Origin of the sequence: Nocardioides glacieisoli, from assembly GCF_004137245.1 — a bacterium.
GTDB lineage: Bacteria > Actinomycetota > Actinomycetes > Propionibacteriales > Nocardioidaceae > Nocardioides > Nocardioides glacieisoli.
Genome location: NZ_SDWS01000002.1, coordinates 1 through 26,703 on the forward strand (window position 1 = coordinate 1; position 26,703 = coordinate 26,703).

At 71.3% G+C, this 26,703-nt stretch carries 25 protein-coding genes; 12 read left to right on the forward strand and 13 right to left on the reverse strand.

What is annotated here, in order from left to right; genetic code table 11:
• Positions 1 to 70 precede the first annotated feature (70 nt).
• The 3 genes from EUA06_RS04115 to EUA06_RS04125 form a co-directional block, all read right to left on the reverse strand.
• Positions 71 to 1,072, reverse strand: a complete 1,002-nt coding sequence (locus tag EUA06_RS04115; protein ID WP_129473776.1) for a coiled-coil domain-containing protein — start codon at positions 1,070 to 1,072, stop codon at positions 71 to 73.
• A complete protein-coding gene (locus EUA06_RS04120) occupies positions 1,069 to 1,371 on the reverse strand; it encodes a hypothetical protein (RefSeq protein WP_129473777.1) in 303 nt (100 codons plus the stop codon). The genes EUA06_RS04115 and EUA06_RS04120 overlap by 4 nt, the downstream gene beginning before the upstream one ends.
• A 93-nt stretch (positions 1,372 to 1,464) precedes the next feature.
• Positions 1,465 to 2,247: an ATP-binding protein gene (locus EUA06_RS04125; protein WP_129473778.1), complete on the reverse strand. Its 783-nt coding sequence runs from the start codon at positions 2,245 to 2,247 to the stop codon at positions 1,465 to 1,467.
• Positions 2,248 to 2,365: 118 nt separating this feature from the next.
• Between EUA06_RS04125 and EUA06_RS04130 the strand changes: the two genes are divergently transcribed.
• Entirely contained in the window at positions 2,366 to 2,908 is a 543-nt protein-coding gene (locus EUA06_RS04130; protein WP_129473779.1) for a hypothetical protein, read from the forward strand.
• Here EUA06_RS04130 and EUA06_RS04135 read toward each other — a convergent pair.
• Both EUA06_RS04135 and EUA06_RS04140 read right to left on the reverse strand, forming a co-directional pair.
• Positions 2,895 to 4,112, reverse strand: a complete 1,218-nt coding sequence (locus EUA06_RS04135) for an MFS transporter (RefSeq protein ID WP_242497964.1) — start codon at positions 4,110 to 4,112, stop codon at positions 2,895 to 2,897. The two genes, EUA06_RS04130 and EUA06_RS04135, sit on opposite strands and share 14 nt — an antisense overlap.
• 43 nt (positions 4,113 to 4,155) lie before the next feature.
• Complete coding sequence (locus EUA06_RS04140) at positions 4,156 to 4,998, reverse strand: aldo/keto reductase (protein WP_129473780.1); 843 nt, start codon at positions 4,996 to 4,998, stop codon at positions 4,156 to 4,158.
• Between the two features lie 74 nt (positions 4,999 to 5,072).
• On the opposite strand from EUA06_RS04140, the gene EUA06_RS04145 reads away from it, so the two are divergent.
• Positions 5,073 to 7,001, forward strand: coding sequence for a M3 family metallopeptidase (locus tag EUA06_RS04145; protein ID WP_129473781.1), 1,929 nt, complete (start codon positions 5,073 to 5,075; stop codon positions 6,999 to 7,001).
• Positions 7,002 to 7,113: 112 nt separating this feature from the next.
• Here EUA06_RS04145 and EUA06_RS04150 read toward each other — a convergent pair whose 3' ends face one another.
• From EUA06_RS04150 to EUA06_RS04160, 3 genes are all read right to left on the reverse strand, one after another.
• Positions 7,114 to 8,550 (reverse strand): M28 family metallopeptidase, encoded by a 1,437-nt coding sequence (locus tag EUA06_RS04150; RefSeq protein ID WP_129473782.1) that lies wholly within the window; start codon positions 8,548 to 8,550, stop codon positions 7,114 to 7,116.
• Positions 8,551 to 8,632: 82 nt separating this feature from the next.
• Complete coding sequence (locus EUA06_RS04155) at positions 8,633 to 10,648, reverse strand: M4 family metallopeptidase (RefSeq protein WP_129473783.1); 2,016 nt, start codon at positions 10,646 to 10,648, stop codon at positions 8,633 to 8,635.
• 223 nt (positions 10,649 to 10,871) lie between these two features.
• On the reverse strand, positions 10,872 to 11,582 hold the full coding sequence (locus EUA06_RS04160; protein WP_165354248.1) for an SGNH/GDSL hydrolase family protein: 711 nt from the start codon (positions 11,580 to 11,582) through the stop codon (positions 10,872 to 10,874).
• 92 nt (positions 11,583 to 11,674) lie between these two features.
• On the opposite strand from EUA06_RS04160, the gene EUA06_RS04165 reads away from it, so the two are divergent.
• The 6 genes from EUA06_RS04165 to EUA06_RS04190 all read left to right on the forward strand — a co-directional run bounded on the left by EUA06_RS04165 (position 11,675) and on the right by EUA06_RS04190 (position 17,144).
• A complete protein-coding gene (locus EUA06_RS04165) occupies positions 11,675 to 12,475 on the forward strand; it encodes a GNAT family N-acetyltransferase (protein WP_242497965.1) in 801 nt (266 codons plus the stop codon).
• 173 nt (positions 12,476 to 12,648) lie between these two features.
• Positions 12,649 to 14,541, forward strand: coding sequence for a molecular chaperone DnaK (gene dnaK / locus EUA06_RS04170; RefSeq protein WP_129473786.1), 1,893 nt, complete (start codon positions 12,649 to 12,651; stop codon positions 14,539 to 14,541).
• Positions 14,538 to 15,182 (forward strand): nucleotide exchange factor GrpE, encoded by a 645-nt coding sequence (gene grpE, locus EUA06_RS04175; protein WP_242497966.1) that lies wholly within the window; start codon positions 14,538 to 14,540, stop codon positions 15,180 to 15,182. The genes dnaK and grpE overlap by 4 nt, the downstream gene beginning before the upstream one ends.
• Positions 15,183 to 15,218: 36 nt before the next feature.
• Positions 15,219 to 16,406, forward strand: a complete 1,188-nt coding sequence (gene dnaJ, locus EUA06_RS04180; protein ID WP_129473787.1) for a molecular chaperone DnaJ — start codon at positions 15,219 to 15,221, stop codon at positions 16,404 to 16,406.
• Positions 16,403 to 16,834: a heat shock protein transcriptional repressor HspR gene (locus EUA06_RS04185; RefSeq protein ID WP_129473788.1), complete on the forward strand. Its 432-nt coding sequence runs from the start codon at positions 16,403 to 16,405 to the stop codon at positions 16,832 to 16,834. Before dnaJ ends, EUA06_RS04185 begins: the two co-directional genes overlap by 4 nt.
• Before the next feature lie 61 nt (positions 16,835 to 16,895).
• Positions 16,896 to 17,144 carry a hypothetical protein gene (locus tag EUA06_RS04190; protein WP_129473789.1) on the forward strand — a complete coding sequence of 83 codons (249 nt, stop codon included), beginning with the start codon at positions 16,896 to 16,898 and terminating at the stop codon, positions 17,142 to 17,144.
• Positions 17,145 to 17,147: 3 nt separating this feature from the next.
• On the opposite strand, the gene EUA06_RS04195 is transcribed toward EUA06_RS04190, so the two are convergent.
• Together EUA06_RS04195 and EUA06_RS04200 are read right to left on the reverse strand one after the other, a co-directional pair.
• Positions 17,148 to 17,927 carry a lysophospholipid acyltransferase family protein gene (locus tag EUA06_RS04195; protein WP_129473790.1) on the reverse strand — a complete coding sequence of 260 codons (780 nt, stop codon included), beginning with the start codon at positions 17,925 to 17,927 and terminating at the stop codon, positions 17,148 to 17,150.
• A gap of 48 nt (positions 17,928 to 17,975) precedes the next feature.
• Entirely contained in the window at positions 17,976 to 18,704 is a 729-nt protein-coding gene (locus EUA06_RS04200; RefSeq protein WP_242497967.1) for a pentapeptide repeat-containing protein, read from the reverse strand.
• A 395-nt stretch (positions 18,705 to 19,099) separates the two neighbouring features.
• Here EUA06_RS04200 and clpB point away from each other — a divergent pair, with 395 nt between their 5' ends.
• Positions 19,100 to 21,682 carry an ATP-dependent chaperone ClpB gene (gene clpB, locus EUA06_RS04205; protein WP_129473792.1) on the forward strand — a complete coding sequence of 861 codons (2,583 nt, stop codon included), beginning with the start codon at positions 19,100 to 19,102 and terminating at the stop codon, positions 21,680 to 21,682.
• Between the two features lie 100 nt (positions 21,683 to 21,782).
• Here the strand turns inward: clpB and EUA06_RS04210 are convergent, their stop codons facing one another.
• A complete protein-coding gene (locus EUA06_RS04210) occupies positions 21,783 to 22,238 on the reverse strand; it encodes a globin domain-containing protein (RefSeq protein ID WP_129473793.1) in 456 nt (151 codons plus the stop codon).
• Between the two features lie 127 nt (positions 22,239 to 22,365).
• Here EUA06_RS04210 and EUA06_RS04215 point away from each other — a divergent pair, with 127 nt between their 5' ends.
• On the forward strand, positions 22,366 to 23,199 hold the full coding sequence (locus tag EUA06_RS04215) for a CPBP family intramembrane glutamic endopeptidase (RefSeq protein WP_242497968.1): 834 nt from the start codon (positions 22,366 to 22,368) through the stop codon (positions 23,197 to 23,199).
• Between the two features lie 3 nt (positions 23,200 to 23,202).
• Here the strand turns inward: EUA06_RS04215 and EUA06_RS04220 are convergent, their stop codons facing one another.
• The gene (locus EUA06_RS04220) at positions 23,203 to 23,601 is read right to left on the reverse strand and encodes a DoxX family protein (protein ID WP_207208248.1); all 399 of its coding nucleotides are present in this window, start codon (positions 23,599 to 23,601) and stop codon (positions 23,203 to 23,205) included.
• Between the two features lie 105 nt (positions 23,602 to 23,706).
• On the opposite strand from EUA06_RS04220, the gene EUA06_RS04225 reads away from it, so the two are divergent.
• Both EUA06_RS04225 and EUA06_RS04230 read left to right on the forward strand, forming a co-directional pair.
• Entirely contained in the window at positions 23,707 to 24,216 is a 510-nt protein-coding gene (locus tag EUA06_RS04225; protein WP_129473796.1) for an RNA polymerase sigma factor, read from the forward strand.
• Positions 24,213 to 25,280, forward strand: coding sequence for a hypothetical protein (locus EUA06_RS04230; protein WP_129473797.1), 1,068 nt, complete (start codon positions 24,213 to 24,215; stop codon positions 25,278 to 25,280). Before EUA06_RS04225 ends, EUA06_RS04230 begins: the two co-directional genes overlap by 4 nt.
• On the opposite strand, the gene EUA06_RS04235 is transcribed toward EUA06_RS04230, so the two are convergent.
• Positions 25,272 to 26,678 (reverse strand): FAD-binding oxidoreductase, encoded by a 1,407-nt coding sequence (locus EUA06_RS04235; protein WP_129473798.1) that lies wholly within the window; start codon positions 26,676 to 26,678, stop codon positions 25,272 to 25,274. The two genes, EUA06_RS04230 and EUA06_RS04235, sit on opposite strands and share 9 nt — an antisense overlap.
• Between the last annotated feature and the right edge of the window lie 25 nt (positions 26,679 to 26,703).

A 26,703-nucleotide genomic window follows, 5' to 3' on the forward strand; every position in this document is an offset into this window, starting at 1 on the left:
TGAATGGAACCTGTCGGTCCCTTCCAAGCACCTCCGGAGGTGTCCCGTGAAGGACTAACCCCGACCTATATCAGCCGAGGCGGTCGCGGAGGTTCGTCACCGGCTGCCAGTCCGTCTGCTCGGCGACGAGGCGAGGCCTGCCCTGCTCGGCGGCCTCGAGGTCGCGCGCGGCACGGTTGGCCTGCGCCTGCTCGCGGTCGGCGACCTTGTCGGCGTCGCGCGCCTCCACGCGGGCCTCGACGAGCTCGCGGTGCAGCGCCTGCACCTTGGCCGACTGGGCCTGGATCTCTTCCGGTGACTTCTCGGCGAGGACCATCTTCTCGAGGTCGTCGAGGGCGCCCTGCTCGCGTCGCTTGAGCCCGTCGACCGTCCGTCGTGCGGCGTCGGCGGCGTCGCCTGCCTGCACGGCCTCCATCGCCTCCTCGGCGGCCTCCCGCCGGAGGTCGCCGAACTTCACCTGGTGGGCGTTGGCGGCGACGAGCTTCGTCTTGTCCTTGTCGGGGTGCACGTCGGCGTAGTCGGCCAGCGCCCTCACCAGGTCGCGGGTGCTGGCCCGGCGGGCGTCGCGCAGCTCGATCTTGAGGTCGAAGCACGCCCGGTAGGTCTTCCAGTCGCGCTCCCAGGCGTTCAGCTCCTTCTCGGAAGCGTCGCCGGCGATGGTCTCGACCGGGGGCCAGATGCGGTTGTCGCGGACCTCCAGGCCGTTGCTGGCGGCGTAGGCCCGCAGCTCCTGGAGTCCCTCGCGGTGGCGGCGGAGCACCTCGGAGTAGGCGTTGATGGCGCGACCGAGGCCGCGCAGGTTGTCGCGGACGGTGGCCGACTCCTCGTGGCGGCGACCGGCGCGCTCGCGCAGGGTGTCGGCCGCCTCCCCGGCGAACACCTCCTCGGAGAGCCCGGCGGTGCGCTCGAAGGCGTCGACGGCGAGCTCGACCTTGGTGGCGAGGCGGCGCACGGAGTCGCCGTAGGTGTCGACCTCGCCGGGCTCGGTCCAGTGGTAGTGGCAACCGATCGGGTCGCCGAACCTCAGCCCGTCCTGCTGGGTCTCGATCCGGTCGACGAGCACCTTGGTCATGAGGGCCGCACCTGGTCGAGCTGGAGCGCGACGACAGCGGCCTGCTCGACCATCGAGTCGAGCTCGTCGAAGTCGATGACCGAGTCGTCGATCGCCTGGGCGATGTTGCGGCAGCGGGTGGCGATCTGCTCGGCGTCCTCGACGAGGCTGCGTACGCCCTCGACCATGAGGTCGCGCCACGGGAAGTCGTCGGCGGGATGGTCGACGTCGCCGAGCGCGGACCGCAGGTCCTCGCGAGCGGAGTCCAGCTCTGCCTTGGCGCCGCGCAGCGCCCGCTGGTTGATGGCGATCGGCCTCATGGCGATCTTCTGCCCCGGTGGACGCACGCGAAACCCGGAGTCGTGAAGTTGTGAATCACTTCACCGGGCGGTCCAGACCGGCCCGGACCGGGCTCAGACGTGGCCGCTGAGCTGGGCCAGCCGGAGCTCGAGCCGGTTGAGCAGCTCGGTGGCGGCCTTCTCGGGCATCGACGACTTCCGGCCGCCGCCCTGGGCGCAGACGGGGAGCACGTCGATCGAGAGCTTGGCGCCGCCCGCGAGTGCCCGCAGCTCGTCGAGCTTGTCGGCGAAGGGTGACCCGCTGCCGGGGGAGTAGTAGTCCACCGCCGCGTCGATGTCGTCGGCGAAGAGGTCGGCCTTCGTCACCGCGATGACCAGCCACGTCGGGCGGTCGCGCCGCACGGCCATGCCGGCGATCCGGTGCGCCGTGATCGACCAGTCCTCCAGCTCGGCGGCCAGCTGCTCCTCGCGGGTCGCCGCTCCGGCACCGCTCGTGCCGGCCGTACGCCGCGGGGTGGCGTGACCGTAGGCGACGACGTGCAGCACGCCGTCGACCGGCTCGTCGTGGAAGACCTCGTCGAGCGCGCCGAGGCGGGTCGCGGCGTTCTCGCCCGGCACCACCCGGAACCGGTAGCCGCGCATCCGCGGGTCCCGGCGCGTACGCCTCTCCATCACCGCGGAGCCCACGTCCTGGGTGCCCTCGGCGCTCGCGCGGCGCGAGAGCCGGTCGGCCAGCCGGGTCTTGCCGACGCCGGTCATCCCGGTGACCGCGACCGTCGGGAAGCGGTGCCTGAACAGGCGGGACGCGCGCTCGGGCGCCTGGGAGAGCGCGGCGAGCGCACCGGTGGCGATCGTGGTGCCGAGGGCCGCCCTGCCGTGTCGCAACGGTGACTGCATGGGCCCCATCCTGCCTGCCCGCTGCGCGGGAGGGCCCACCCCGACCGGTGCACGGTGAACTGGGGCGACCGGGCCGCCGGTTCGCCAAGGCAGCCAGCCATCTTGGACAATGGGCGCCATGGCCCCCCGTCGTCCCGAGAAGGACCGCCCCGTGCTCGCCGGGCTGCTCGCCCTCGTGGGCGTGGCCGTGGTGATCGGGCTCCTCGGCGGGCTCGCGGTGATGGTGGGCGTGAAGGCCACCGGCCTCGACGGCACCACGACCGCGACCGACGAGAGCGCCAGCCCGTCGAGGTTCACCCTCCCGAAGCCCAGCGACACCGGCAGCTCGATCCCGCCGCCGGAGGAGACGCTCGAGCCGAGTCCCGGCGAGGAGACCTCCGAGGCGCCCGCGGAGGCGATCTCGCTGACCGTGGTGCAGCAGTCCGTCAGCCCGATGCAGCAGATCGACCTCACGGGCACCTACCAGGGCGGCGAGGGCGCGGTCCTCCAGGTGCAACGGTTCGAGGGCGGGGCGTGGTCCGACTTCCCGGTCACCGCGTCCGTGTCAGGCGGGACGTTCGGCACCTACGTGCAGACCGGCAACGTCGGACCCAACCGGTTCCGCGTCATCGACACCGACTCCGAGGCGATCTCCAACGAGGTCACCGTCACCGTCGGCTGACCTCGCTCGTCGTACGCCGTTCGCGGTCGACGCGGCCGGTCCAGTAGCCGACCCACCCGGCGCCGGCCAGGCCGAGGACGCCGAGCGTGAGGCAGGCGACGGCCAGCGGAGCGACGGCGGCGACCGCACTGACCAGCAGCGGGCCACCGGAGTTGCCGATGTCGCCGCAGAGGCGCCAGGCGCCGAGGAACTGCGAGCGACCCTCGACGGGCGACGCGTCCGCGCCGAGCGTCATCACGATGCCGGCGCCGAGCCCGTTGCCGGCCGCGATGAGCGCCATCACGAGGGCGACGGAGACGGCACCGGTCGCGAGCGGCAGGACCAGGCAGGCGATGGCCATCGACAGGACCACCGGCACCGCCACGACCCGGCGTCCGCGGGTGTCCATCAGGAAGCCGCCCGGCCACATCAGTGCCACGTCGAGGGCGGCGGCGAAGGCGAAGATGAGTGAGGTCGTGGAGGCCGAGAGCCCGATGTGGTCGGCCCACAGCGGCAGCAGGCTGAGCCGCAGCGAGCGGCTCATGCCGAGGATCACGACCGCGCTGCCGAGGGTGACCAGCACCCGCCGGTGCGCGGCGATGACGGTCCACACGCCGACGTGCCCGGTCTCCTTCGCGGCGGCGCGCTTCTCCTCGCCGAGGTCCGGCATGGTCGCGGCGAGCAGTGCCGCACAGACCGACATGGCGGCGCCCAGCCAGAAGACGCTGCTCAGTCCGCTCAGCTCGATCAGGCCGGCGCCGATCAGCGGGCCGATGAGGACGCCGACGCGGTAGGAACCGCCGAGGAACGACATCGCCCGCGCCCGGTGCGTGGCCGGGACGACGTCGATCATGAAGCCCTGCCGGGCGATCAGGAACATCGTCCAGCACACGCCGCTCAGCACCACGGCGATCGCCAGCCACGCCACCGAGTCCGTGACGGCGGCAAGCGCCATCGCGCCGGCGTCGGCGAACCCGGCCGCCACGAGCGCCCGGCGTTCGCCGATCCGCGCCACCAGCGCGCCGGCCGGCAGGCTCGCAAGGAGCATCCCGACACCGGTCAGCGCGACGATCGCGGCCGCCGTGCTGACGTCGGCGCCGAGGTCGCGGGCACGCAGCGCGAGCACCGGCATCATCGCGCCGTGCCCGATCGCGGAGACGATCGAGGGGCCGTACGCCACGAGCCAGATGTCGCGGAACCTGAAGTCCTGCGCCCCCGAGCTCACCGCCTCATCCTCTCAGCCGCCCGCCGAGCGGTGGCGCGACGGATCAGGGGATCCAGTCGAAGGTGTCGGGGTTGGGGCCCATCCGGCCGGATTCGCCGCCGTCGAGCTCGTCGATGGCGGACATGTGGGTCGGCTCGAGCTCGAAGTCGAAGATCTCGAAGTTCTGCCGCATCCGGTCGGCGTTCATCGACTTCGGGAAGACGATGTCGCCGCGCTGCACGTGCCACCGCAGCGCGACCTGGGCCGGCGTACGACCCACCAGGGAGGCGATCTCGCCGATGGTGTCGTCGTCGACGACCGTGCCCTTCGCGATCGGCGACCACGCCTCGGTGAGCACGCCGTGCCTCCGGTTGGCCGCGCGCACGTCCTCGTTGGCGAAGAACGGGTGGACCTCGACCTGGTTGACGACCGGCACGACGCCGGTCTCCTCGACGATGCGGTCGAGGTGGGCCGGCTGGAAGTTGGAGACACCGATGCTGCGGGTCTTCCCGGCTTCCTGCGCCTCGATGAGGGCACGCCAGGTCTGCACGAAGTCGCCGTCGTAGCGGGTGGGCAGCGGCCAGTGGATGAGGAACAGGTCGACCTGCTCCAGGCCGAGCCGCTCGAGCGAGGCGTCGATCTCGCGACGCGCGTCGTCGGGGAGGTGGAAGGTGTTGTTGAGCTTCGTCGTGACGTAGAGGTCGTCGCGGTCGAGCCCGGACTCGCGGATCGCGTCGCCGACACCGGCCTCGTTGCCGTACATCTGTGCGGTGTCGATGTGGCGGTAGCCCGCATCGAGCGCCTTCGCGACCGTGGCCGCGGTCTCGGGCGGCGGCACCTGGAACACACCGAAGCCGAGCTGGGGGATGGACGTGCCGTCGTGGAGCGTCAGGGTCGGAACAGTCATACCTGTCTCTACCCGCCGGCTCCTCCAGGTATTCCGCTGGACGCGGTGCCGTCGCCTCGTTCTAGGCTCGTTGCGTGACCCACGACACCACCGCGTCCGCACCCGTTCCCCTCCGGCTCCCCGGCTCCGACGACTGGCTCGCCTGGGTGGCCGAGCGGACCGAGGGCCAGCTCGCCGAGGCGAAGCGGCACGTCGAGCAGGTGAAGACCGGCACTCCCGACGAGGTGCTCGCAGCGTGGAACCGCGCCGAGACTGCGATCGCCAACGCCGAGGTCGCGCACCTCTGGTCCGAGGTGCACCCCGACCCCGCCGTGCGCGACCGGGCCGACGAGCTGAGCCAGGAGGTGCAGAAGTACGTCACCGAGCTGGGCCAGGACAAGGAGCTCTTCGCGGTCTTCGCGGCGCTTCCCTCCGACGGCCTCGACGACGACGCCAGCCGGGTCCTCGAGCACACGCTCCGCGACTTCCGCCGCGCCGGCGTCGACCGCGACGACGCGACCCGCGACCGTCTCCGCGAGCTCAGCGAGACCGGCGTCAAGCTCTCCCAGGACTTCGGTCGCAACATCCGCGACGACGTCCGCTCCATCCGCCTCGCACCCGAGCGGCTGGCCGGCCTGCCCGACGACTACCGCGAGGCCCACCCGGTCGGCGACGACGGGCTCGTCACCATCACCACCGACTACCCCGACCTCGTTCCGTTCACCACCTTCGGGGCCGACGGCGAGGCCCGCCACGAGCTGGCTCTGGCGCAGAACAACGTCGCCTGGCCGGCCAACGACCAGGTGCTGCAGGACCTCCTCGCCGTACGCCGCGAGACCGCCGCGCTCCTCGGCTACGAGTCGTGGCCCGACTACGACACCGAGGTCAAGATGATCGGCTCCGGCCAGGCCATCGCCGACTTCATCGAGCGGATCAGCGCCGCGGCCGTCGAGCGCGCGAAGGAGGAGGTCGCCGTCCTGCTCGAGCGCAAGCGCGCCGACGACCCCGCCGCCGACACGGTGGCGACCTACGACTCGCGCTACTACGCCGAGCTCGTCCGCCGCGAGCAGTACGACGTCGACGGCCAGGTCGTGCGCACCTACTTCCCGTTCGAGCAGGTCCGCCAGGGCCTCCTCGACGTCACCAGCCGGCTGTTCGGCCTGGAGTGGACGCCCGTCCCCCGCGAGGACGCCGGCACCTGGCACGACGAGGTCGCGAGCTACGACGTCGGCCTCGACGGCGTGCGGATCGGTCGGATCCACCTCGACCTCCACCCGCGCGAGGGCAAGTTCAAGCACGCCGCCCAGTTCGACATGGTCAAGGGCGTCGCCGGCGACCAGCTCCCCGAGGGCGTGCTGGTCTGCAACTTCGCCCGCGGCCTGATGGAGCACGACGAGGTCGTCACCCTGTTCCACGAGTTCGGGCACCTCGTCCACCACGTGCTCGGCGGCCAGGGCCAGTGGCTGCGGTTCTCGGGCGTCGCCACCGAGTGGGACTTCGTCGAGGCGCCCAGCCAGATGCTCGAGGAGTGGGCCTGGGACGCCGACGTGCTCGCGACCTTCGCCCGCAACGCCGCGGGCGAGACGATCCCGGCCGAGCTGGTCGCGGCGATGCGCCGCGCCGACCAGTTCGGCAAGGGCATCTACGCCGTGCACCAGATGTCCTACGCCGCCCGGTCCTACTTCTTCCACGCCGGCCAGCACGACGACCTGACCGCGTACGGCGACGAGCTCCAGCGCCGCTACTCGGTCTTCCCGCCGCTCGAGGGTGCCCACATGCACTGCGCCTTCGGCCACCTCGACGGCTACTCGTCGGGCTACTACACCTACATGTGGTCGCTCGTGATCGCGAAGGACCTGTTCTCGGCCTTCGACGCCGGCGACATGTTCGCCCCCGACGTCGCCCACGCCTACCGCGACAAGGTGCTCGGCATGGGCGGCCGCAAGGACGCCGCCGACCTGGTCGAGGACTTCCTGGGCCGGCCCTACTCCTTCGACAGCTGGGCGTCCTGGTTGGTCGAGTAGCGCATAGGTGGTCGAGTAGCCGAGCGAGGAACGAGCGAGGCGTATCGAGACCTCGGACATCCGGGGGGTCTCGATACGCGCGCTCGCTGGCGCTCGCGGCCTACTCGACCAACTAGCTCGTCGACACCGAGGTGTCGTCGAGCACGAAGCTCGTCTGGAGCGACGAGTCCTCGTTCATCAGGAACTTCACGGTGACCGTCTGCCCCTTGTAGGCCAGCAGGCTGTGGGTGAACTGGGCGTACGTCGCGCTGGTCCCGACGTTGCTGAAGGTCCTCAACGTGGTGGTCGTGGTGCCGCGGACCACCTGCACCTTCAGGGTGTCGTACGCCGTCGACCCGGACTCGGCGGTGTCGGTGCGGATCCAGTAGCCGAGCGACGCCGCGGTCGCGGTGGACGGGATGGTCACCTGCTGCGAGATGGTCTCCGACGACGTGCTGCCGTTGCCGCCGAGCCACGCCTTCCACGACCCCGTCCGCGCAGGACGGCCCGTGTTGTTCGTGATCGGACCCGACGTCCCCGCCCAGCTGACCGCACCGGACTCGAAGCCCGGGTTGGCGAGGAGGTTGCCGCCGGCGGGCGGCGTGGTCGGTGGCGGCGTGGTGCCGAAGTCCTTGTCGGCGTAGAGCCACACCATGTGGCCGATCATGTCGAGGTTGCGGTCGAGCGCGGTGGTGTTGACGTTGGAGATCGTGTCGCACGAGCGGTGGTAGCAGGGGTCGAACTGCTGCCCGGCCGTGCCGCCCCACTTCTGCGCCTGCGCCGACGTCTTGGTGGTCTCGCCACCGGAGTACATGCCGGTCGTGGCGATGCCGTAGCTGCGGAACGACGCGTGGTCGGAGCGACCCTGCACGTCGATGTACTCCCAGGGGATGCCCTCAGACGCGTAGTAGCCGGTCATCGCGTCGCGCGCGAAGTTGCCGACGGCGTTGTCGTTGTAGACGAAGTAGCCCGGGTTCGGCGAGCCGACCATGTCGAAGTTCAGGTAGAGGTCGATCCGGTCCTTGTCGGCCGTCGGCAGCGTCGACATGTAGCGGTTCGAGCCGAGGAGGCCCTGCTCCTCCGCACCCCACCACGCGAAGCGGAGGTGGTTGCGCGAGGTGTTGCCGCTGCCTGCCCAGGCCAGTGCGGCCTCGAGGATCGCGGCCGACCCGGTGCCGTTGTCGTTGATGCCCGGGCCCGACGAGACGCTGTCGAGGTGCGCGCCGGTCATCACCACGTGCTCGGGGTCGCCGCCCGGCCAGTCGGCGATGAGGTTGTACGACGTCCCCGACGAGGTCGAGAACGACTGGACCTGCGTGGTGTAGCCGACTGCGTCGAGCTTGGCCTTCACCCAGTCGAGCGAGGCCTTGTAGCCGGGTCGCCCGGTCGCGCGGTTGCCGCCGTTGGCGGTCGCGATCGACTGCAGCTGCTGGAGGTGGGCGGTCACGTTGGTGATGCTCAGGTCGGGCGAGGCGGCCGCGGTGGCGGGGGTGCTGCCGCCGACGAGTGTCGAGGCGGCGAGGGCGCCGGCCGCCACCAAGGAGAGTGCGGTCGTGCGAAGGGTGCGCATGGGGACTCCCGAGAGGTAGGGACTGGGACGAGAACGGGGCGGGGCAGCCAGGCTGCCCCGCCCCGTCAGGGTGCGAGATGCGTCAGGAGCCGTTCAGCGCGGTGTCGTCGACCACGAAGCTCGTCTGGAGCGACGAGTCCTCGGTCATGGTGAAGCGGATCGTGACCGTCCTGCCCCTGTACGCGGTGAGGGCGTGCGAGAACTGGGTGTAGGTCGCGTTGGTGCCGACGTTGGTGAACGTGCGGAGCGTGGTGACGGTCGAACCGTCCACCACCTGCACCCGCATCCGGTCGTACACCGTCGAGCCGCTCTCGGCGGTGTCCGTCCGGATCCAGTACGACAGCGTCGCCGCCGTCGCGCTGGAGGGGATGGTCACCGACTGGTTGATCGTCTCGGTGCTGGTGGTGCCGTTGCCGCCGAGCCACGCCTTGTACGAGCCGGTCCGAGCAGGGCGACCGGTGTTGGTGGTGATCAGGCCGGTGTTGCCGGTCCACACGGTGGGCCCGGACTCGAAGCCCGGGTTGGCGAGGACGTTGCCGCCGGTGGGCGGCGTGGTGGGCGGCGTGGTGGTGCCACCGCACGTCGGGTCGGCGGTCTGGGCCGGCACGTTGACCGCGTCCCAGGCGTTCTTGACCGCGTTGAACTGGGCGCAGGTGCTGTCGATGTTCTTGGCAGCGGTGAGGGTCCAGGTGCGGTACTTGAGGTAGTTCGACGACGAGGTCTTCATCAGCATCGCGTTGTAGAGGACCTTGATGGCCGCCTGCTCGCCGATGCCGGTGGTCGAGGTGCCGTCGCACTTCGAGACACCGCCACGCGACAGCAGGTAGAACCAGTGGTCGCCGACGCCGGCCGCGGTGTGCACGGGCAGGGTCGCGGTCGAGCTGGTGTAGCACGACGGGTCGCCGGCGTTGGCCGGGTTGGAGCCGTCACGGATCGGGCCCTGGCCGACGAGGTTGATCTCCTCGCCGATGGTGTGGTCCGGACCGTCGTAGGTCGCCGACTGGTTGTCGTAGTACTCGGTGGCCGTCGCGAGCGCGTCACCGATGAACTCCTGGGTGCCGCCGCCGGAGATGCCACCGGGAGTGCGGTCGTCCACGCCGTGGCCGAACTCGTGGGCCACGACGTCGATCGAGGTGATCCACTGGCCGACGGTGTTCTTGCCGAACTGGGTCTGCGTGCCGTCGTAGTAGGCGTTCTGGTCGTTGAGGCCGACCCGCATCGGGACCCAGCCGCCGTTGCCGTCCATGCCGTTGCGGCCGAGCCAGGACGACATCATCGCCTTCATCTGCTGGGCGGCGTAGAGGCCGTCGACGCAGCCGGTCTCCTTGTTGGTGCCGTTGCCGTTGCCCCACAGGTCGTCGGTGCCGGTGAACGTGGTGTTGGTGGCCGAGTCCTGGCAGCGCAGCGTGGTCGCGGTCGGGTCGGTCATCGAGTAGCTGCTGCCCGAGCCGCTGGTCGCGATCGGGAGCGGGTTCGGGCCGGAGTACGCCGCGGTGCCGGAGCCGTGCGCGATCTGCTCGCGCGACTCGAGGACGTCGCCGGTGGTGGCGTCGACCCAGACCTTCTGCCAGGAGACCTCGCCGGCGTCGGTGCCGCGCACCTCGACCTCGTAGGCCAGCTTGGTGCCGGCGTCGCGGTGCCAGATGACGAGCTCGGGCGCAGTGGCCTCCGCGCCCTGGTCGGCCAGCGCCTTCGCGGCGGCCGTCGCGCGGGCGGCGTCGATCTTCGCCGTGGTGCTGCCGATCTCGACGGGCGCCTCCTGGGCGACCGACGAGCCGACGACCTGGCCTGCGGAGTTGGCGAGGACGACGAAGTCGCCACCGACCACGCGCAGGCCTTCATGGGTCCGCTCGTAGGCCACGGAGTAGACCGAGCCGGTGCCCTCGAAGGTGCCGGTGCGGACGAAGGCGTCCTGCGAGGCGCGCTCGAGCGCGTTGCCGTGACCCTTCACCCAGGCAGCGGCTGCCTGCTGGGCCTCTGCGCGGGGGTTGCCCGTCGAGGGTGCGGCATCGGCCGGGGTGGCGGTCGGTGCCAGGAACGACGCAGCGACGGCTGTCGCTGCGATACCGGCCAGTGCGGCCAGACGAGGTGTCTTCACGTGAGAGTTGTCCAATCAGGAGTTCGAGCCCGGCGGGCGCGAGGAGGGATTGGGTGCTGCGACCACTGCACAAGTTCGCAATCAGGCGGATCGCCGTCAATGGACCTAGAACTGCAGGTTCGTGCAGCGCGAGAACCTGCATCGTTCGGTCGATGATCGGCACAACTGTCCGATCATCGGACGGGGCGGTTTCCCGGCCCCCGTCAGCGGATGGACGAGCGGATCAGCGGCCGAGGACGGCCGGACGCGCCGGAGTCAGCGCCGCGATGCGGTCGGCGACGGCGTCGCCGAATTCGTCGTGACCGTCGGCGGTCGGGTGGAGGCGATCCTCCAGGTAGGTCAGGTCGAGGTCGCTGGTGCGCACGTAGGGGACGCCGTACTCCGCGGCCAGGCGGGCCAGGAGGGCGTCGACCCGTGGCACCGCCCGCGAGCGCGAGGGGGCGTCGGCGGGACCGACGATGACGACCCGTTGTCCGGCCAGGTCCGCCATCAGGTCGCGGAAGCCGCGGTCGATCGCGGTGGCGGGCTGGTCGTAGTCGTTGAGCCCGCCCTCGACAACGACCAGCGACGGCCGCATCGACAGGGCGGTGGGGGCGCGGTCGTGGAAGGAGACGCGGCCGCACATGCTCGCGTGCGCGCTGAAGCCGGAGCCGGAGAACCCGGCGACGTGCACCTCGCCGGGAAGCCGCGCGGCCCAGGACTGGTCGAGGCCGTCCTGGCCGAGGCCGACGGACCACGAGTCGCCGATCACCAGGACGCGCTCGCCGTCGCCGGTGACGATGGCCGCCCGGTCGCGGGAGTCGATGCGGTGCTGCTGGCAGCGGGTCGCGCCGGCGCCTGCGCGGTCGGCTGCGTAGAAGGCCATCAGGGCAGCCAGCAGCAGCACGACGGCTGAGGCGCCGGTCAGCCGGCGCAGGTTCCCCCGATGGAGCACGCCAGAAGTGTGCGGTGCCATCGCCGGATCACGCAGTCGATTCGCCGAAAGTAGGGGGAATGTCAGGGTTCGTCAGACCTAGGGTGTGCGCCGTGACCCCCGACGAGCTCCTGACGGCGTACGACGACCAGCTCCGCACCGACGCCGAGATGGCCCGCGCGCGCGAGGTCACCCGCATCGGACCGCTGCTCTGCGCGGTCTTCGACCACGGCGGCTTCGTCAGCTACCACGACCTCGGCGGGGTCGAGGGCGACGAGCTCGACGACCTCATCGAGCGGGCGGTCGCGCACTACCGCGACGACACCGACGTCGCGTCCTTCGAGTGGAAGTCGCGCGGCCACGACCTGCCTGCCGACCTCGGCGACCGGCTGGTCGCCCACGGCTTCGAGGCCGAGCCGGTCGAGACCGTGATGATCGGCGAGGCGTCGCTGCTGGCGGTCGACGTCCCGCTCGACGAGACCCCGGCTGGCCCCGTCGTCGTACGCCGGATCGAGCCCGGACCCGACGCCGAGGGCGACATCACCCGGATGCTCGAGGCCCAGGAGTCGATCTTCGGCACCGGGCGCGGACCGTCGGTGGCCTCGTCGATGGCCGAGCTCGCGTCGGGTGGCTCGGAGTTCTGGGTCGCGGAGGTGGGCGGCCGGGTCGTCGCGGGCGGGCGCCTGACTCCGGTCGCAGGCACCGAGTTCGCCGGCATCTGGGGTGGCTCGACCCTGCCCGACCACCGCGGGCGCGGGATCTACCGCGCCCTCGTCTCCGCCCGCGCGGCATCGGCGATGGAGCGCGGCGTCCGCTTCATCCACTCCGACTGCACCGACATGTCGCGCCCGATCCTAGAGCGCTCGGGCCTGCGGGCCGTCACCAGCACGACGCCCTACGTCTGGTCCCGCTGACCGCCCCGAAATAGTTCGCCGATCCGGGAACACCTCGCGCTGCCATGCGTTGAACCACATGAACAGACTTGAGTGAGATCGACTCAACTGTTTTGCCTCCTCGACCGCACCGCGGCAGGATGGCCACATTCCCAGGCACCACCAAGGCAGCACCAACGCAGGAGGTAACAACCATGGCTCGAGCGGTCGGCATCGACCTCGGCACGACGAACTCCGTCGTCGCCGTCCTCGAAGGTGGCGAACCCACCGTCATCGCCAACGCCGAGGGCGCCCGGACCACCCCGTCCGTCGTCGCCTTCACCAAGTCCGGCGAGGTCCTCGTCGGCGAGGTCGCCAAGCGACAGGCGGTCACCAACGTCGACCGCACGATCCGGTCCGTCAAGCGCCACATGGGCGAGGACTGGAAGGTCGACATCGACGACAAGACCTTCACCCCCCAGCAGATCAGCGCGTTCGTGCTGCAGAAGCTCAAGCGCGACGCCGAGGCCTACCTCGGCGAGACCGTGACCGACGCGGTCATCACGGTCCCGGCGTACTTCTCCGACGCGCAGCGCCAGGCCACCAAGGAGGCCGGCGAGATCGCGGGCCTCAACGTGAGTCGCATCGTCAACGAGCCCACCGCCGCGGCCCTGGCCTACGGCCTCGACAAGGGCGAGGACCAGACCATCCTCGTCTTCGACCTCGGTGGCGGCACGTTCGACGTGTCCCTGCTCGAGATCGGCGAGGGCGTCGTCGAGGTCAAGGCGACCTCCGGTGACAACAACCTCGGTGGCGACGACTGGGACAACCGTGTCGTCGACTGGATGATCAAGAAGTTCAAGGACAACAACGGTGTCGACCTCGGCGCCGACAAGATCGCCAAGCAGCGCCTCCAGGAGGCCGCCGAGAAGGCGAAGATCGAGCTGTCCTCGAGCTCCGAGACCACGATCCACCTGCCCTACATCACCCACAGCGAGGGCGGCCCGCTCCACTTCGAGGAGAAGCTGACCCGCAGCGAGTTCCAGAAGCTGACGGCCGACCTGCTCGACCGCACCAAGGCGCCGTTCCAGTCGGTGCTCAAGGACGGCGGCGTCGCGGTCGACAAGATCGACCACGTCGTGCTCGTCGGCGGCTCCACCCGGATGCCCGCCGTCAGCGAGGTCGTCACCGAGCTCCTCGGCGGCAAGCAGCCCAACAAGGGCGTCAACCCCGACGAGGTCGTCGCCGTCGGCGCCGCGCTCCAGGCCGGTGTCCTCAAGGGCGAGGTCAAGGACGTGCTGCTCCTCGACGTCACCCCGCTGTCCCTCGGCATCGAGACCAAGGGCGGCGTGATGACCACGCTCATCGAGCGCAACACCACGATCCCGACCAAGCGCTCGGAGATCTTCACGACCGCCGACGACAACCAGCCGTCGGTCGAGATCAAGGTCGCGCAGGGCGAGCGCCAGATGTGGTCGCAGAACCAGCCGCTCGGCAACTTCGAGCTGACCGGCCTGCCGCCCGCACCCCGCGGCGTACCGAAGATCGAGGTCACCTTCGACATCGACGCCAACGGCATCGTGCACGTCTCGGCGAAGGACCAGGCGTCCGGCCGCGAGCAGTCGATGACGATCTCCGGCGGATCGGCGCTCGGCAAGGACGAGATCGACCGGATGGTCAAGGAGGCGGAGCAGTACGCCGAGGAGGACGCCAAGCGTCGCGAGGCCGTGGAGGCCCGCAACCAGGGCGACCAGCTCGTCTACACGACCGAGAAGTTCCTCACCGACAACGACGACAAGCTCCCCGAGGACGTGAAGACCGAGGTCCGCGCCGACGTCGACGCCCTCAAGGAGACGCTCGCCAAGGAGGACGCGTCGTCGGAGGAGATCACCGCGGCCGTCACCAAGCTCGGTGAGTCCAGCCAGAAGATGGGCGCTGCGATGTACGCCGCCGCGGAGGCCGAGCAGTCGGCCGCGGGCGGTGGCACCGGCGCCACGGGCGAGTCGGACGACGACGTCGTCGACGCCGAGATCGTCGACGAGACGGCCGAGGGCGAGTCCGCCGAAGGCAACGACACCACCGACACCACTGAGGGTGACGCGAAGTGACCGATCGCCCCAGCGACCTCCCGGAGGGGGAGCCCACCGAGGCTCCCTCTCCGGAGGGCGCGGCCCCCGACGGCTTCGGCGACGCGGCGGGCGAGATCACCGATGCCACCGAGGTGGAGGCCCAGGTCGAGGGTGACGCCGTCGCCGGTAGCGACCCGGGGACGGCCGACGATCCCGGGGTGGAGCCGGGTCAGGAGCAGGACGAGGTGTTCGCCCTGCGCGGCAACGTCGCCAGCCTGACCAACGACCTCCAGCGGTTGCAGGCGGAGTACGCCAACTACCGCAAGCGTGTCGACCGTGACCGCCAGCTGATCGCGGACTCGGCGTCCTACAAGGCGCTGGTCCCGGTGATCGAGGTGCTCGACACGATCGACCGCGCCAAGGAGCACGACGAGCTCGACGGCGGCTTCAAGGCCGTCGCCGACCAGCTCGAGCGGGTCGTCGCCGCCTCCGGCCTGGTGCGTTTCGGCGCTCCCGGAGATGCGTTCGACCCGACGCTCCACGAGGCGCTGAGCCACCTCGGCACCGACGACGAGGTCGAGGTGACGACCATCAAGCACGTCGCCAAGAGCGGCTACACGATGGGCGACCGCGTCGTGCGCGCCGCCCAGGTGCTCGTGGTCGACCCCGTCGAGGGGTGACCACCGACCCGCAGCCGACAGAGAGGGGGTTCACCCATGGCTGACACCGAAGGCTTCCGCAACGACTGGGCGACCAAGGACTTCTACCAGGTCCTCGGCATCGCCCAGGACGCCAGCGCGGCCGACGTCAAGAAGGCCTACCGCAAGCTCGCCCGGGAGAACCACCCCGACTCCAACCCCGGCAACGACGCCAAGCACGAGAAGTTCAAGGCGATCGCCGAGGCCTACGACGTCGTCGGCGACGAGGCCAAGCGCAAGAAGTACGACGAGTTCCGCTCGCTGCAGTCCCGCGGCGGCTTCGGCCCGGGCATGGGTGGCGGTGGCGGTGGCTTCGGCGGCGGTGGCCCCGGCGGTGGCTTCAACATCGACGACCTCCTCCGCGAGCGGGGTGGCGGCGGGGGCCTCGGCGACATGTTCGGCGACCTCTTCGGCGGCGGGCAGCGCACGCGTACGTCCTCGCAGCCACGACCGCGTCGCGGCGCCGACGTCGAGAGCACGGCGACCATCGGGTTCACCGAGGCGCTCGACGGCGTCACGGTCTCGCTGCGGCTGACGTCCGACACCGCGTGCCCCACCTGCCAGGGCACCGGCGGCAAGCCCGGCACCCGCCCGCACATCTGCCCGCAGTGCGAGGGTGCGGGATTCGTCGTGTCCGGCACCGGTGGCGCGTTCTCGATCAACGAGACCTGCCCAGCGTGTGGCGGACGGCAGCTCGTGTACGACGAGGCGTGCCCCACCTGCCACGGCAGCGGCCGCGGCACGTCCGCCCGGACCATCCAGGCGCGGGTCCCGGCCGGGGTGAAGGACGGCGCGAAGATCCGGCTCAAGGGCAAGGGTGCACCGGGCGAGCAGGGCGGCCCAGCGGGCGACCTCTTCGTGACGGTGAAGGTCTCGCCGCACCGCGTCTTCGGGCGCTCCGGCGACAACCTGACCCTCGACGTGCCCGTCGCCTTCGACGAGGCCGCGCTCGGCGCCGAGGTGAAGATCCCGACCCTCGGTGGTCCGCCGGTCACGCTCAAGCTGCCGCCGGGCACGCCCAACGGCCGCACCTTCCGGGTGCGCGGCAAGGGCGCGACCAAGAAGGACGGCTCGAAGGGCGACCTGCTCGCGACCGTCCAGGTGCAGGTGCCGGCGACCCTCGACCAGACCGCTCGCGAGGCCCTCGAGGCCTATCGCGCGGCCATGGCCGGCACGCCGCTGCGCGCAGGACTCTTCGAGTCATGAGCAGTCCGCTCGGCCCCTTCGGCCCTCCGTCTCCCGACGCAGCGGTCTACGTCATCAGCGTCGCCGCCGAGCTGACCGGGCTGCACCCGCAGACCCTGCGGGCCTACGAGCGGATGGGCCTCATCGCGCCCGGCCGCACCGGCGGTGGTGGCCGGCGCTACTCCCACCGCGACCTCGAGCGGCTGCGCCAGATCGCCGACCTCACGAGTGCCGGGATCGGGATCGAGGGCGTCCGCCGGATCATGGCCCTCGAGCTCCAGGTCGACGCGCTGCGCGCCCGCAACGAGGAGCTGCTCGCCGAGCTGGAGGCCGTACGCCACGGGCTCGCCGCCCGCGCCGCGGCGCAGTCGGCCGCCCCGGCCAACAAGCTGCCGGTGCTGCACCAGTCCGTCGGCCAGTCCGTCGTGGTCTGGCGCCGGGGCACCTGACGCGCGTGCCGCGAGCGGTGCTGTCGGTGCGACCGCGTAGGTTCGTGGGTGTGATGGGTCGATGAGCAAGATGGACAACCTCCGCGCGATGCGCGAGGCGAAGTACGCCGAGTCGCAGAAGCGTGCGGGCTCAGCCCCGGCACGTCCGAAGGCGCCTGTGGCGCCGCCGGCTCCGGCGAAGACGGCAGGGGACCCGCTGGCCGAGGCCGCAGCCTCGACCGACGAGGAGCTCTGCGGGCACCGCAACATGAGCGGCCGCACCTGCACGCGCGAGAAGGGCCACTCGGCCAAGAGCCACCGCTACTCGTGATGCTCAGGCGCTGAGCGCCTCCTCCGGCACACCGGTCGGGTGGGGCGCGGGCTCCTGGCGGAGCTCGGCGACCTGGGCGACCAGCACCGCCATCACCTCGTCCGCCACCCGGCGCACGGTCGCGTCGTCGACGGGCTGGTCGCCGCGGACGCCGGCGAGACGTCGTACGTCGATGGGCTCGCCGACCGCGACCGTCACGCGCGGTCGCAGGACCGTGTTGCGGAGCAGGCGGCTCACGATGCCGGTCCTGCCGACGACCTGCTGGGCGCCGACGAGGGCGACGGGGACGACGGGAGCACCGGTGCGGAGCGCGAGCCGGACGGCACCGGTCTTCGCGCGCTCGGGCCAGTGCTGCGGGTCTCGGGTGATGCGACCCTCGGGGAAGAGGCCGACCGCCTCGCCGGCGGCGAGCGCGGTCGCGGCCGCGTCGAGGGAGCCGGCCGCCGAGCCGGTGCCGCGCAGCACCGGGATGAAGCCGAGCCGGCGGGCGAGCGGGCCGACCAGGCCGGAGCGGAAGACGCCGCCGGTCGCCATCAGCCGCAGCGAGCGACCCAGCCGCCGGCCGACGAGGGCGAGCAGGATGCCGTCGGCGAAGCTGGTGTGGTTGGCGACCACGATGACCGGGCCTTCGGGGAGCGCGGCGTCGGGGACCGCGCGGCGGGTGAGCTCGAGGCGGCTGACCGCGGAGACGACGGTGCCGAGGAGGCTGGCGGCGACGGCGTAGAGGAGGGCCGCGCGGAGGCCGGGACGCTGCCACGTGCTGGGTTCCGGACGAGAAGGCATGGGCCGAGTGTGGGTCACCGACCGTGCGGCGCGCGTGAGTATCCGGGTTCAGGTCCAGTGGCCCGGGTGGGCCAGACCGTCGGGGAGCAGCGTTGCGGTGTCGCCGACGGCCGCGTTGGCCTGCGGCTGGGTGAGGAAGAGGGCCGTCGAGAGGTCGGCCCCGCGGACGTCGGTGCCCCGGAGGTCGGCGCCGAGCAGGTCCGCGTCGGTGAGGTCGGCGCCGCTGAGGTCCGCCCCGATCAGGAGTGCGCCGCGCAGCGAGCAGCCGCGGAGGTCTCCCGTCATGCGCTGCCCGGCCAGGTCGCGACGGGAGTGGTCGGCCGCGTCGGGCCAGCCACGTCGTACGCGCGCACTGGCCTCGGCGAGCAGCCTGCCGACGTGCGCGTGGAGCTCGTCGACGTCGCTCGTGAGCAGGGTCTCGGGATCGGCGGCGGTGAGGTCCTCGATCCGACCGCGTGCGGCAGCGGCGCCGTCATCGGGGGAGCGGCGCGCGACCTCGTCGAGGTGCACGAGCATCTCGTGGAGCTGGCGCATCACGGTGAGCACGGCACCCATCTCGCCGAGGTTGCCCCCGTCGCGCCAGGACAGACCGGCGTACGTCACCTGCGAGACCTGCTGGCCGGCGCCGAAGCACTCGAAGACGGTGCACCCCGGCCAGCCGTCCTCACGCAGGGTGGCGTGGATGCCGCAGCGGTCGTCCTCGAGGAGGTTGAGGCACGGTCGGCCACCGGGCTTGTCGACGCCGAAACCCGAGTCGGCGGAGAAGGGGAGCACCACGCAGCACAGGGCGAAGCAGCTCGAGCAGTCAGATCTCAGGGCCGGCGGTGGTGCCACCGGGGGATCGTGTCACGCAGCCGTCAGGCTGGGCTCAGGCGTACCACTGGTTCTGGATGGCGAAGGCGTTGACCAGCGTCAGGAGCATGAAGATCGCGACGATGATGCGGTTGTCGGCGAGATACTTCGGCATCGGGAACTGGTCCATAGATCAAGAGTGCCCCGCTGTCCCAAGAATCAAACAATTGAAAAGTAAAGTCTTCCGGCCCTGAGCAAAGGTTTCCAGAGTTGAGGGGAATCGACTCAACTTGTGGCGCGTTGAACCCAGCGAGACCAGAGTGGCCTCGTGACGGTCGCAAGCGCGACCTCGACCAGCGGAGATCCCGAAGGAGCCAGAGTTGAGTCAGTTCGGTGCCGAGAAGTTCACCACGCGCAGCCGCGAGGTGATCGAGGCAGCCCAGCTCGCTGCCACCACCGGCGGCAACACCCACACCGACGCGATCCACCTGCTCGTCGCCCTCCTCCAGCAGGAGGAGGGGGCCACCCGCAGCATGGTGATGAAGGCCGGCGTCGACCCGGGTGACCTGCAGGCCAAGGCGGTGGCCGCCCAGCGCGCCCTGCCGAGCGCCACCGGCTCGACCGTCCAGCAGCCGAGTGCGTCGCCCGCGCTCACGCGCGTGCTGGCCTCCGCGCTCGACCTCGCCGGCTCGATGAAGGACGACTACGTCGCCACCGACCACCTGCTCGTCGCGCTCGCGACCGTCGAGTCGTCGGCGCAGAAGGTGCTCACCGACGCCGGCCTCACGGCGGCCGGGCTGCGGGAGGCGATCACGGCCGTCCGCGGCAACCGCCGGGTGACGAGCGAGGCCGCCGAGGCGTCGTACGAGTCCCTGGAGAAGTACTCCGTCGACCTCACCCGGCAGGCCGAGGACGGCAGGCTCGACCCCGTGATCGGCCGCGACGCCGAGATCCGTCGCGTGGTGCAGGTGCTGTCGCGCCGCACGAAGAACAACCCCGTCCTGATCGGCGAGCCCGGCGTCGGCAAGACCGCCGTCGTCGAGGGACTCGCCCAGCGCGTGGTCGCCGGCGACGTGCCCGACTCGCTCAAGGGCCGGCGTGTGCTCAGCCTCGACCTGGCCGCGATGGTGGCCGGCGCGAAGTATCGCGGTGAGTTCGAGGAGCGGCTCAAGGCCGTGCTCGAGGAGATCAAGGACGCCGGCGGGCAGGTCATCACGTTCATCGACGAGCTGCACACGGTCGTCGGCGCGGGTGCCGGAGGCGACTCCGCGATGGACGCCGGCAACATGCTCAAGCCGATGCTCGCCCGCGGCGAGCTGCACATGATCGGAGCGACGACGCTCGACGAGTACCGCGAGCGCATCGAGAAGGACCCCGCGCTGGAGCGACGCTTCCAGCAGGTCTTCGTCGGTGAGCCCACGGTCGAGGACACCATCCAGATCCTGCGCGGCATCCAGGAGAAGTACGAGGCGCACCACGGCGTCCGGATCACCGACGCCGCGCTCGTCGCCGCCGCGACCCTGTCCGACCGTTACATCACCGGCCGCCAGCTGCCCGACAAGGCGATCGACCTCATCGACGAGGCGTCCTCGCGGCTGCGGATGGAGCACGAGTCCTCGCCGGAGGAGATCGACCAGCTCCGCCGGCAGGTCGAGCGGCTCAAGATGGAGGAGTTCGCGCTCGCCAAGGAGACCGACGACGCGTCGGTCGAGCGGCTCGACGTGCTGCGCCGCGACCTCGCCGACCGCGAGGAGGAGCTGCGCGGGCTCGAGGTGCGGTGGGAGCGCGAGAAGGACCAGCTCCAGGGCGAGGGCGAGCTGCGCCGTCAGCTCGACCAGCTCAAGATCGAGGCCGAGAAGAAGCTGCGCGAGGGCGACCTCGCGGGTGCCTCGGAGATCCAGTACGGCAAGATCCCCGAGCTCGAGAAGCAGATCGCCGAGGTCGAGAAGGCCGAGGCCGTGGACCTCGAGCCCCTCGTCGGCGAGGAGGTCGGCGCCGAGCAGATCGCCGACGTCGTCGAGGCGTGGACCGGCATCCCCACCGGCAAGATGCTCCAGGGCGAGACCGCGAAGCTCCTCGAGATGGAGTCGGTGATCGGCGAGCGGCTCATCGGGCAGCGCGCCGCCGTCACCGCGGTCAGCGATGCCGTACGCCGTTCGCGTGCCGGCATCGCCGACCCCAACCGGCCGACCGGGTCGTTCCTCTTCCTCGGGCCCACCGGCACCGGCAAGACCGAGCTGGCCAAGTCGCTCGCCGACTTCCTCTTCGACGACGAGCGCGCGATCGTGCGCATCGACATGAGCGAGTACAGCGAGAAGCACTCGGTGTCACGGCTCGTCGGCGCGCCTCCCGGCTACGTCGGCTACGACGAGGGCGGTCAGCTCACCGAGGCGGTGCGCCGCCGGCCCTACAGCGTCGTCCTGCTGGACGAGGTCGAGAAGGCGCACCCCGAGGTGTTCGACATCCTGCTTCAGGTGCTCGACGACGGCCGGCTCACCGACGGGCAGGGCCGCACGGTCGACTTCCGCAACACGCTGCTGATCCTCACGTCCAACCTCGGCTCGAACTTCCTGGTCGACCCGTCGCTGAGCCCGGAGGTGAAGCACGAGTCGGTGATGGGCGTCGTGCGCTCGCACTTCAAGCCCGAGTTCCTCAACCGGCTCGACGAGGTCGTGATGTTCGAGGCCCTGTCGAAGGACGACCTGGCCCACATCGTCGACCTCCAGCTCGCCCTGCTCGAGAAGCGGCTCGCCGTCCGGCGGATCACCATCTCGGTGACCGACGCGGCACGGGCCTGGCTCGCCGAGACCGGCTACGACCCGGCGTACGGCGCACGGCCGCTCCGGCGGCTGATCCAGTCCGCGATCGGCGACCCGCTCGCGCGCAAGCTCATCGCGGGCGAGGTGACCGACGGTGGCTCGGTGACGGTCGACGTGGGTGAGGACGGGCTGGTGCTCCGCTAGTCGCGGGGCTCGTCGGAGTCCCCGCACGTGCGGGGACTCCGACTGTTGGAGGGGGGTTGTAACGGCCTCCAAGTGTCGGACTCGCCCACTCAGTTGGCGGTTATGTCGGGCCGTCCCAGCCCCAGCGGGGCATCGGGAGGTCGGCGGGCACGTCGTCGGCCGAGCTCGGCCACGCCCGGAACGGCCCCAGCGCGGCCCACCTGACGTAGTCGGTGATCGCCTGCCGGACCCGCGGGTCGTCGGGCACGCCCGCGTCGTCGTACGAGTCCACGACGCAGGCGACGAAGCGCGGGCTGGCCTCCTCCATGTAGCTGCCCTCGGCGGCGTGGAGCCGCTGCACGTGGGTCTCGCTGCCGTCCATGGCCTCGGTGTACGTCGCCGGCCCACCCAGCGCCTCGGCCCAGTAGGCCGCCAGCCGCGTCGTGTGCTCGGGGTGGTTGTCCGCGTGGGAGAAGGGGTGGTTGAGCAGGTCGTCGGCCAGGCAGCGCTCGTGGGTCGCCTCCGCCAGGCGCACGAGGACCTCCATCCCGCCGGCGGCTTCGTAGATGGTGGTCACCGCTCGATCGTCGTACGTCTGCCGTGCTGAGTCGAGTGCGCACTGCCGCAGGGACTGCTACCGCGAGCGCACTCGACACGTCGGCCTCCTCAGCCGGCCCTCAGCCGGCTGGGGGATGCTGTCCCGTGTGAGTACGCCGACCGCGCCCGCCCGTCCCTGGTGGCGACTTCCCGACACGCCCGTGCCCGGCGGTGTGCCGGAGCTCGCGAAGGCCCTGCTCTGGGCCGAGCTGGCGTTGGTCCTGCTGATCTCGCTCGGGCGCTCGGCGGTCTACTCCGTCGTCAACCTCATCGCGGCCCTCACCGCACCGGGGCCGTTGTCGGCGCAGGGGGCGAACCTCAACAACTCGCTCGCCCCCGACCGGCCCTGGCTCGACCTCACCTACCAGCTGCTGCGGATCGCATTCGGGCTGGTGCCCGCGGCGCTGGCGGCGTACCTCCTGGTGCGCTCGGGCACCCGGGTGCGCGAGGTGTGGGCGCGCGAGGGTGGCTGGGCATCCTTCGGCGACCTCGGCCGCGGGGCACTGCTCGCCCTCGCCGTCGGATCGGTGGGGGTGGTGTTCTACCTCGCGACCTACGCGCTCGGCACCAACCTCACGGTCGTCGCGCAGTCGCTGCCGGGCGAGTGGTGGCAGGTGCCGGTGCTCGTGCTGGCAGCGGTCGAGGCTGCCGTGGTCGAGGAGTACATCGTCCTCGGATTCGTGATCGTGCGGCTGCGCCAGATCGGCTTCGGCGACACGGCGGCGATCGGCCTGGCGGCGCTGCTGCGCGGGTCGTACCACCTCTACCAGGGGCTGGGTGGCTTCGTCGGAAACTTCGCGATGGGGCTGCTCTTCGGCTACCTGTTCCGCCGCTGGGGTCGCGTGATGCCGTTCGTCGTCGCGCACACGCTGCTCGACATCGGCGCCTTCGTCGGGTACGCCGCCCTCGCGGGCCGGGTCGACTGGCTGCCGACCCTCTGAGCCCTATTCGTGGACGTCGACCTCCTCGGTCGCGAGCTCCTCCGCGCGCTTCTTCTCAGCCCGACGACCGAGCAGCCCTCCGGCCCACAGCGCCCAGAGCACCAGCACGGGCTGGAAGAACAGCCGGACGAATCGGGCGCGGTCGGTGTCGAGGCCGAACGCGTCGGTGCCCTCGACGTACTGCGCGATGTTGCCCGGGAAGATCGCGACGAAGAACGCCGCGAGCAGCGCTCCGATCATGCGCCGGTGCTTCGGCAGCGCGACGAACGCACCGCCGAGGGCGATCTCGACCACGCCAGAGCCGACGACGGTGAGGTCCTCGTCGAGGGGGAACCAGTCGGGCACCTGCGCCTGGAACTCCGCGCGCTGCGTGGTCAGGTGGAGCACGCCAGCGCCGACCATCGCCGAGCCGAGCAGGACACGTCCGAGCGTCTGCGCCTTCACACCACCAGACTAGGCGGGGGAGATCGGACGGAACCGGGTAGGGGGCTGCTGCGTGTGAGTGGCATGGGTCAGGGACCGGAGGACCAGCTGGCAGAGCTGTACGCCACCGCCTGTCCGCGCCTCGTCGGCTACCTGACCGTCCTGATCGGCAACCCGGCCGACGCGGAGGAGGTCGCCCAGGAGACGTTCGTCCAGGCGCTGCGCCACTGGCGGCGCATTCGTGCGTACGACGACCCCACCGCGTGGCTCTACCGCGTGGCGACCCGGCTGGCGATCAGCCGCGGCCGTCGTAGCCAGGTAGCCCGGCGCGGACTGGTGCGGCTGCAGGCAGGCGTGCGCGAGCACGACACGTCTGGTGGCGGGGATGACAACCTCGACCTCGACCTTGACCAAGCGATGGCGAGCCTGACTCCCGAGCACCGCGCCGTCCTGCTCCTCCACCACCTCCACGACCTTTCCGTCGCCGACGTTGCCCGCGTCCTCGACCTCGCCGAGGGCACCGTGAAGTCCCGCTTGGCCCGCGCCCGGGCGGCCCTGATGCCGCTCCTCGACGACCCCCGGAGGATCTCGTGACCGATCCCATCAAGCAGTGGCTCGATGACCGCGTCACCGCCGCCACACCGCCCAGCATCCCGTCGTTCGAGGGCATACGCCGCACTGCTCGCACCCGCCGCCGCGCCGTCCTGACCGTGGCGGCGAGCATCGTCGCCGCCGCGGGTGTCGCAGTCGGCGCCTGGGTGCTGGTACCCGCGAGTCACGCGCCCGGGCCGTCCGCGCCGACCATCTCAGTGACGACCTCGCCCACGACGGCGCGCCCGGATCCCAGCTTCGACCCCACCGAACCCTTCCCCTCGGGCCTGGTCGCCCGGCTGCCCGATCGCGACATCGCGCTGCCTGCGGACACGAGCTGCTGGCGCGCGCAGGAGGACTGCCGCAGAGGGCTGCTGCTCTACTCCAGCGGCGGTCCCGACCTCGGTGAGCAGGACGGGCTCATCTTCTGGTTCGCGCGTCCCGGGTGGACCTTCGCCGCGACCTTCTACGCGGCGGGTCAGACGTGTCCGCGGGCCACGACGGTGGAGGCGGTGCGCACCGGGCCGCAGTGGTTCCGGCTGTCACCTGCCGACCAGGCCGGAACCTACGAGGTGGACCTCGTCGGCTCCGGGCCTGAGGGCTCGACCTCGACCCGCTTCACCTGGACCACCACCGCGGACGGTCCGGTGGATCCTCCGACGGGCAATCTCGGCGTCTCCCCGACATCCCTCGGGCAGGGCAGCTACTCCCTCGAGCTGATGCTGGCCGACCTCCCCTTCCAGCCGACGGCGGGTGACCTCTCGCCTGTCGCGGAGGTGGGGCTCACACCTCCTGCGCGGCGCGAGCACCGGGTCAGCGTGCCGCTGGTCACGGAGTCGCTCGCCTGTGGGCAGCGCGGCTACCGCGGGTCCTTCTACTACCAGCTGCTGGACGAGCCGCTCGGGTCCGGCCAGCAGCGGCTGGTCCTCAGCAGCACCCCGGTCGACGTGCGGGTCGCCTTCGACCTGCGCGGCACGACGTACGTCGGGACCGGCAGGTGGAACGGCGATGGCATCGCGCCGCTGTCCTTCGCCCCGCCGCTGCCGGGTTCCGGAGGGTCAGGGTAGGAGAACGCCCGGGTTCATCAGGCCCGCGGGGTCGAGCGCGGCCTTGAGGGCCCGCATCAGGTCGACCTCCACCCCGGACTTGTACGACGCCCCCGCGACGGCCTTCGTCCGACCGAGGCCGTGCTCGGCGCTGATGGAGCCGTGGCCGGCGGCGACCGAGTCGTAGATCGCCGTCGTGAGGTCGGCGGCCGCCGCGCGGAGGTCGTCGTCAAGGCCGACGGGGGCGCTCAGGTTGTAGTGCAGGTTGCCGTCGCCGACGTGGCCGTAGGTCACCGGACGGACGCCCGGGAGGATCCTGTCGAGCGTCGCCCCGATCGAGGTCGCCCAGGCCGCGAGGTCGGCGATCGGCAGGGTGACGTCGTGCTTGAGGGTCGCGCCCTCGACCTTCTGCGCCTCCGAGATCCCCTCGCGCAGCGCCCACAGCGCGGACCGCTGGGCGGGGCTGCCGGCGATCGCCGCGTCGGTGGCGAGGCCCTCGTCCACGGCGGAGCCGAGGATCGCCTCGAGGGCGTCGTCGAGACCACCGTCGGACGAGGCTCCGGCGAGCTCGACGAGGACGTACCACTCGCTCGGCTCGGCCAGCGGATCGCTCGCACCGGGCAGGTGGGCGAGGACGAGGTCGAGGGCCTGGCGGTTGGCGATCTCGAAGGTGGCGAGGTGGGCCCCCGCGTGCTGCTGGGCGGTCCCGAGCAGCGACACCGCGGCGTCGACCGACGGGACGGCGACCCAGGCCGTGGCGTGGCGAGGGGTGGCGGGGAAGAGCCGCAGGACAGCGCCGGTGATCACGCCGAGCGTGCCCTCCGAGCCGACGAAGAGCTGGGTGAGGTCGTAGCCGGTGTTGTCCTTGCGCAGCGCACGCAGGCCGTCCCAGACCCGGCCGTCGGGCAGGACGACCTCCAGGCCGAGCACCAGCTCGCGGGTCATCCCGTAGCGCAGGACCGCCGTGCCGCCGGCGTTGGTGGCGAGGTTGCCGCCGATCGTGCAGCTGCCCTCCGACCCTAGCGACATCGGGAAGAGCCGCCCTGCGTCCGAGGCCGCGGCCTGCACGTCGGCGAGCACGACGCCCGCGTCGACGGTGATGGTGCCGGCGACCGGGTCCACGTCTCGCACCCTGCGCATCCGGCCCAGCGACACCACGACCTGGTCGCCGGATCCGTCCGGGACGCCACCGCCGACGAGGCCGGTGTTGCCGCCCTGCGGCACGATCGCGACCCCGGCCTCGTGGCACGCGGTCACCACGGCGGCCACCTCGTCCGTCGAGCCGGGCCGCACCACGGCCAGGGCCCGGCCGGCGTGGACGCCCGTCCAGTCGACGACGTACGCGCCGGTGTCGGCGTCGTCGGTCAGGACCTGGTCGGCGCCGACGGCCGTGCGCAGGTGGTCGAGCAGGTCGGTCACGGGTTCTCCTTCGTCGAGGCCATGA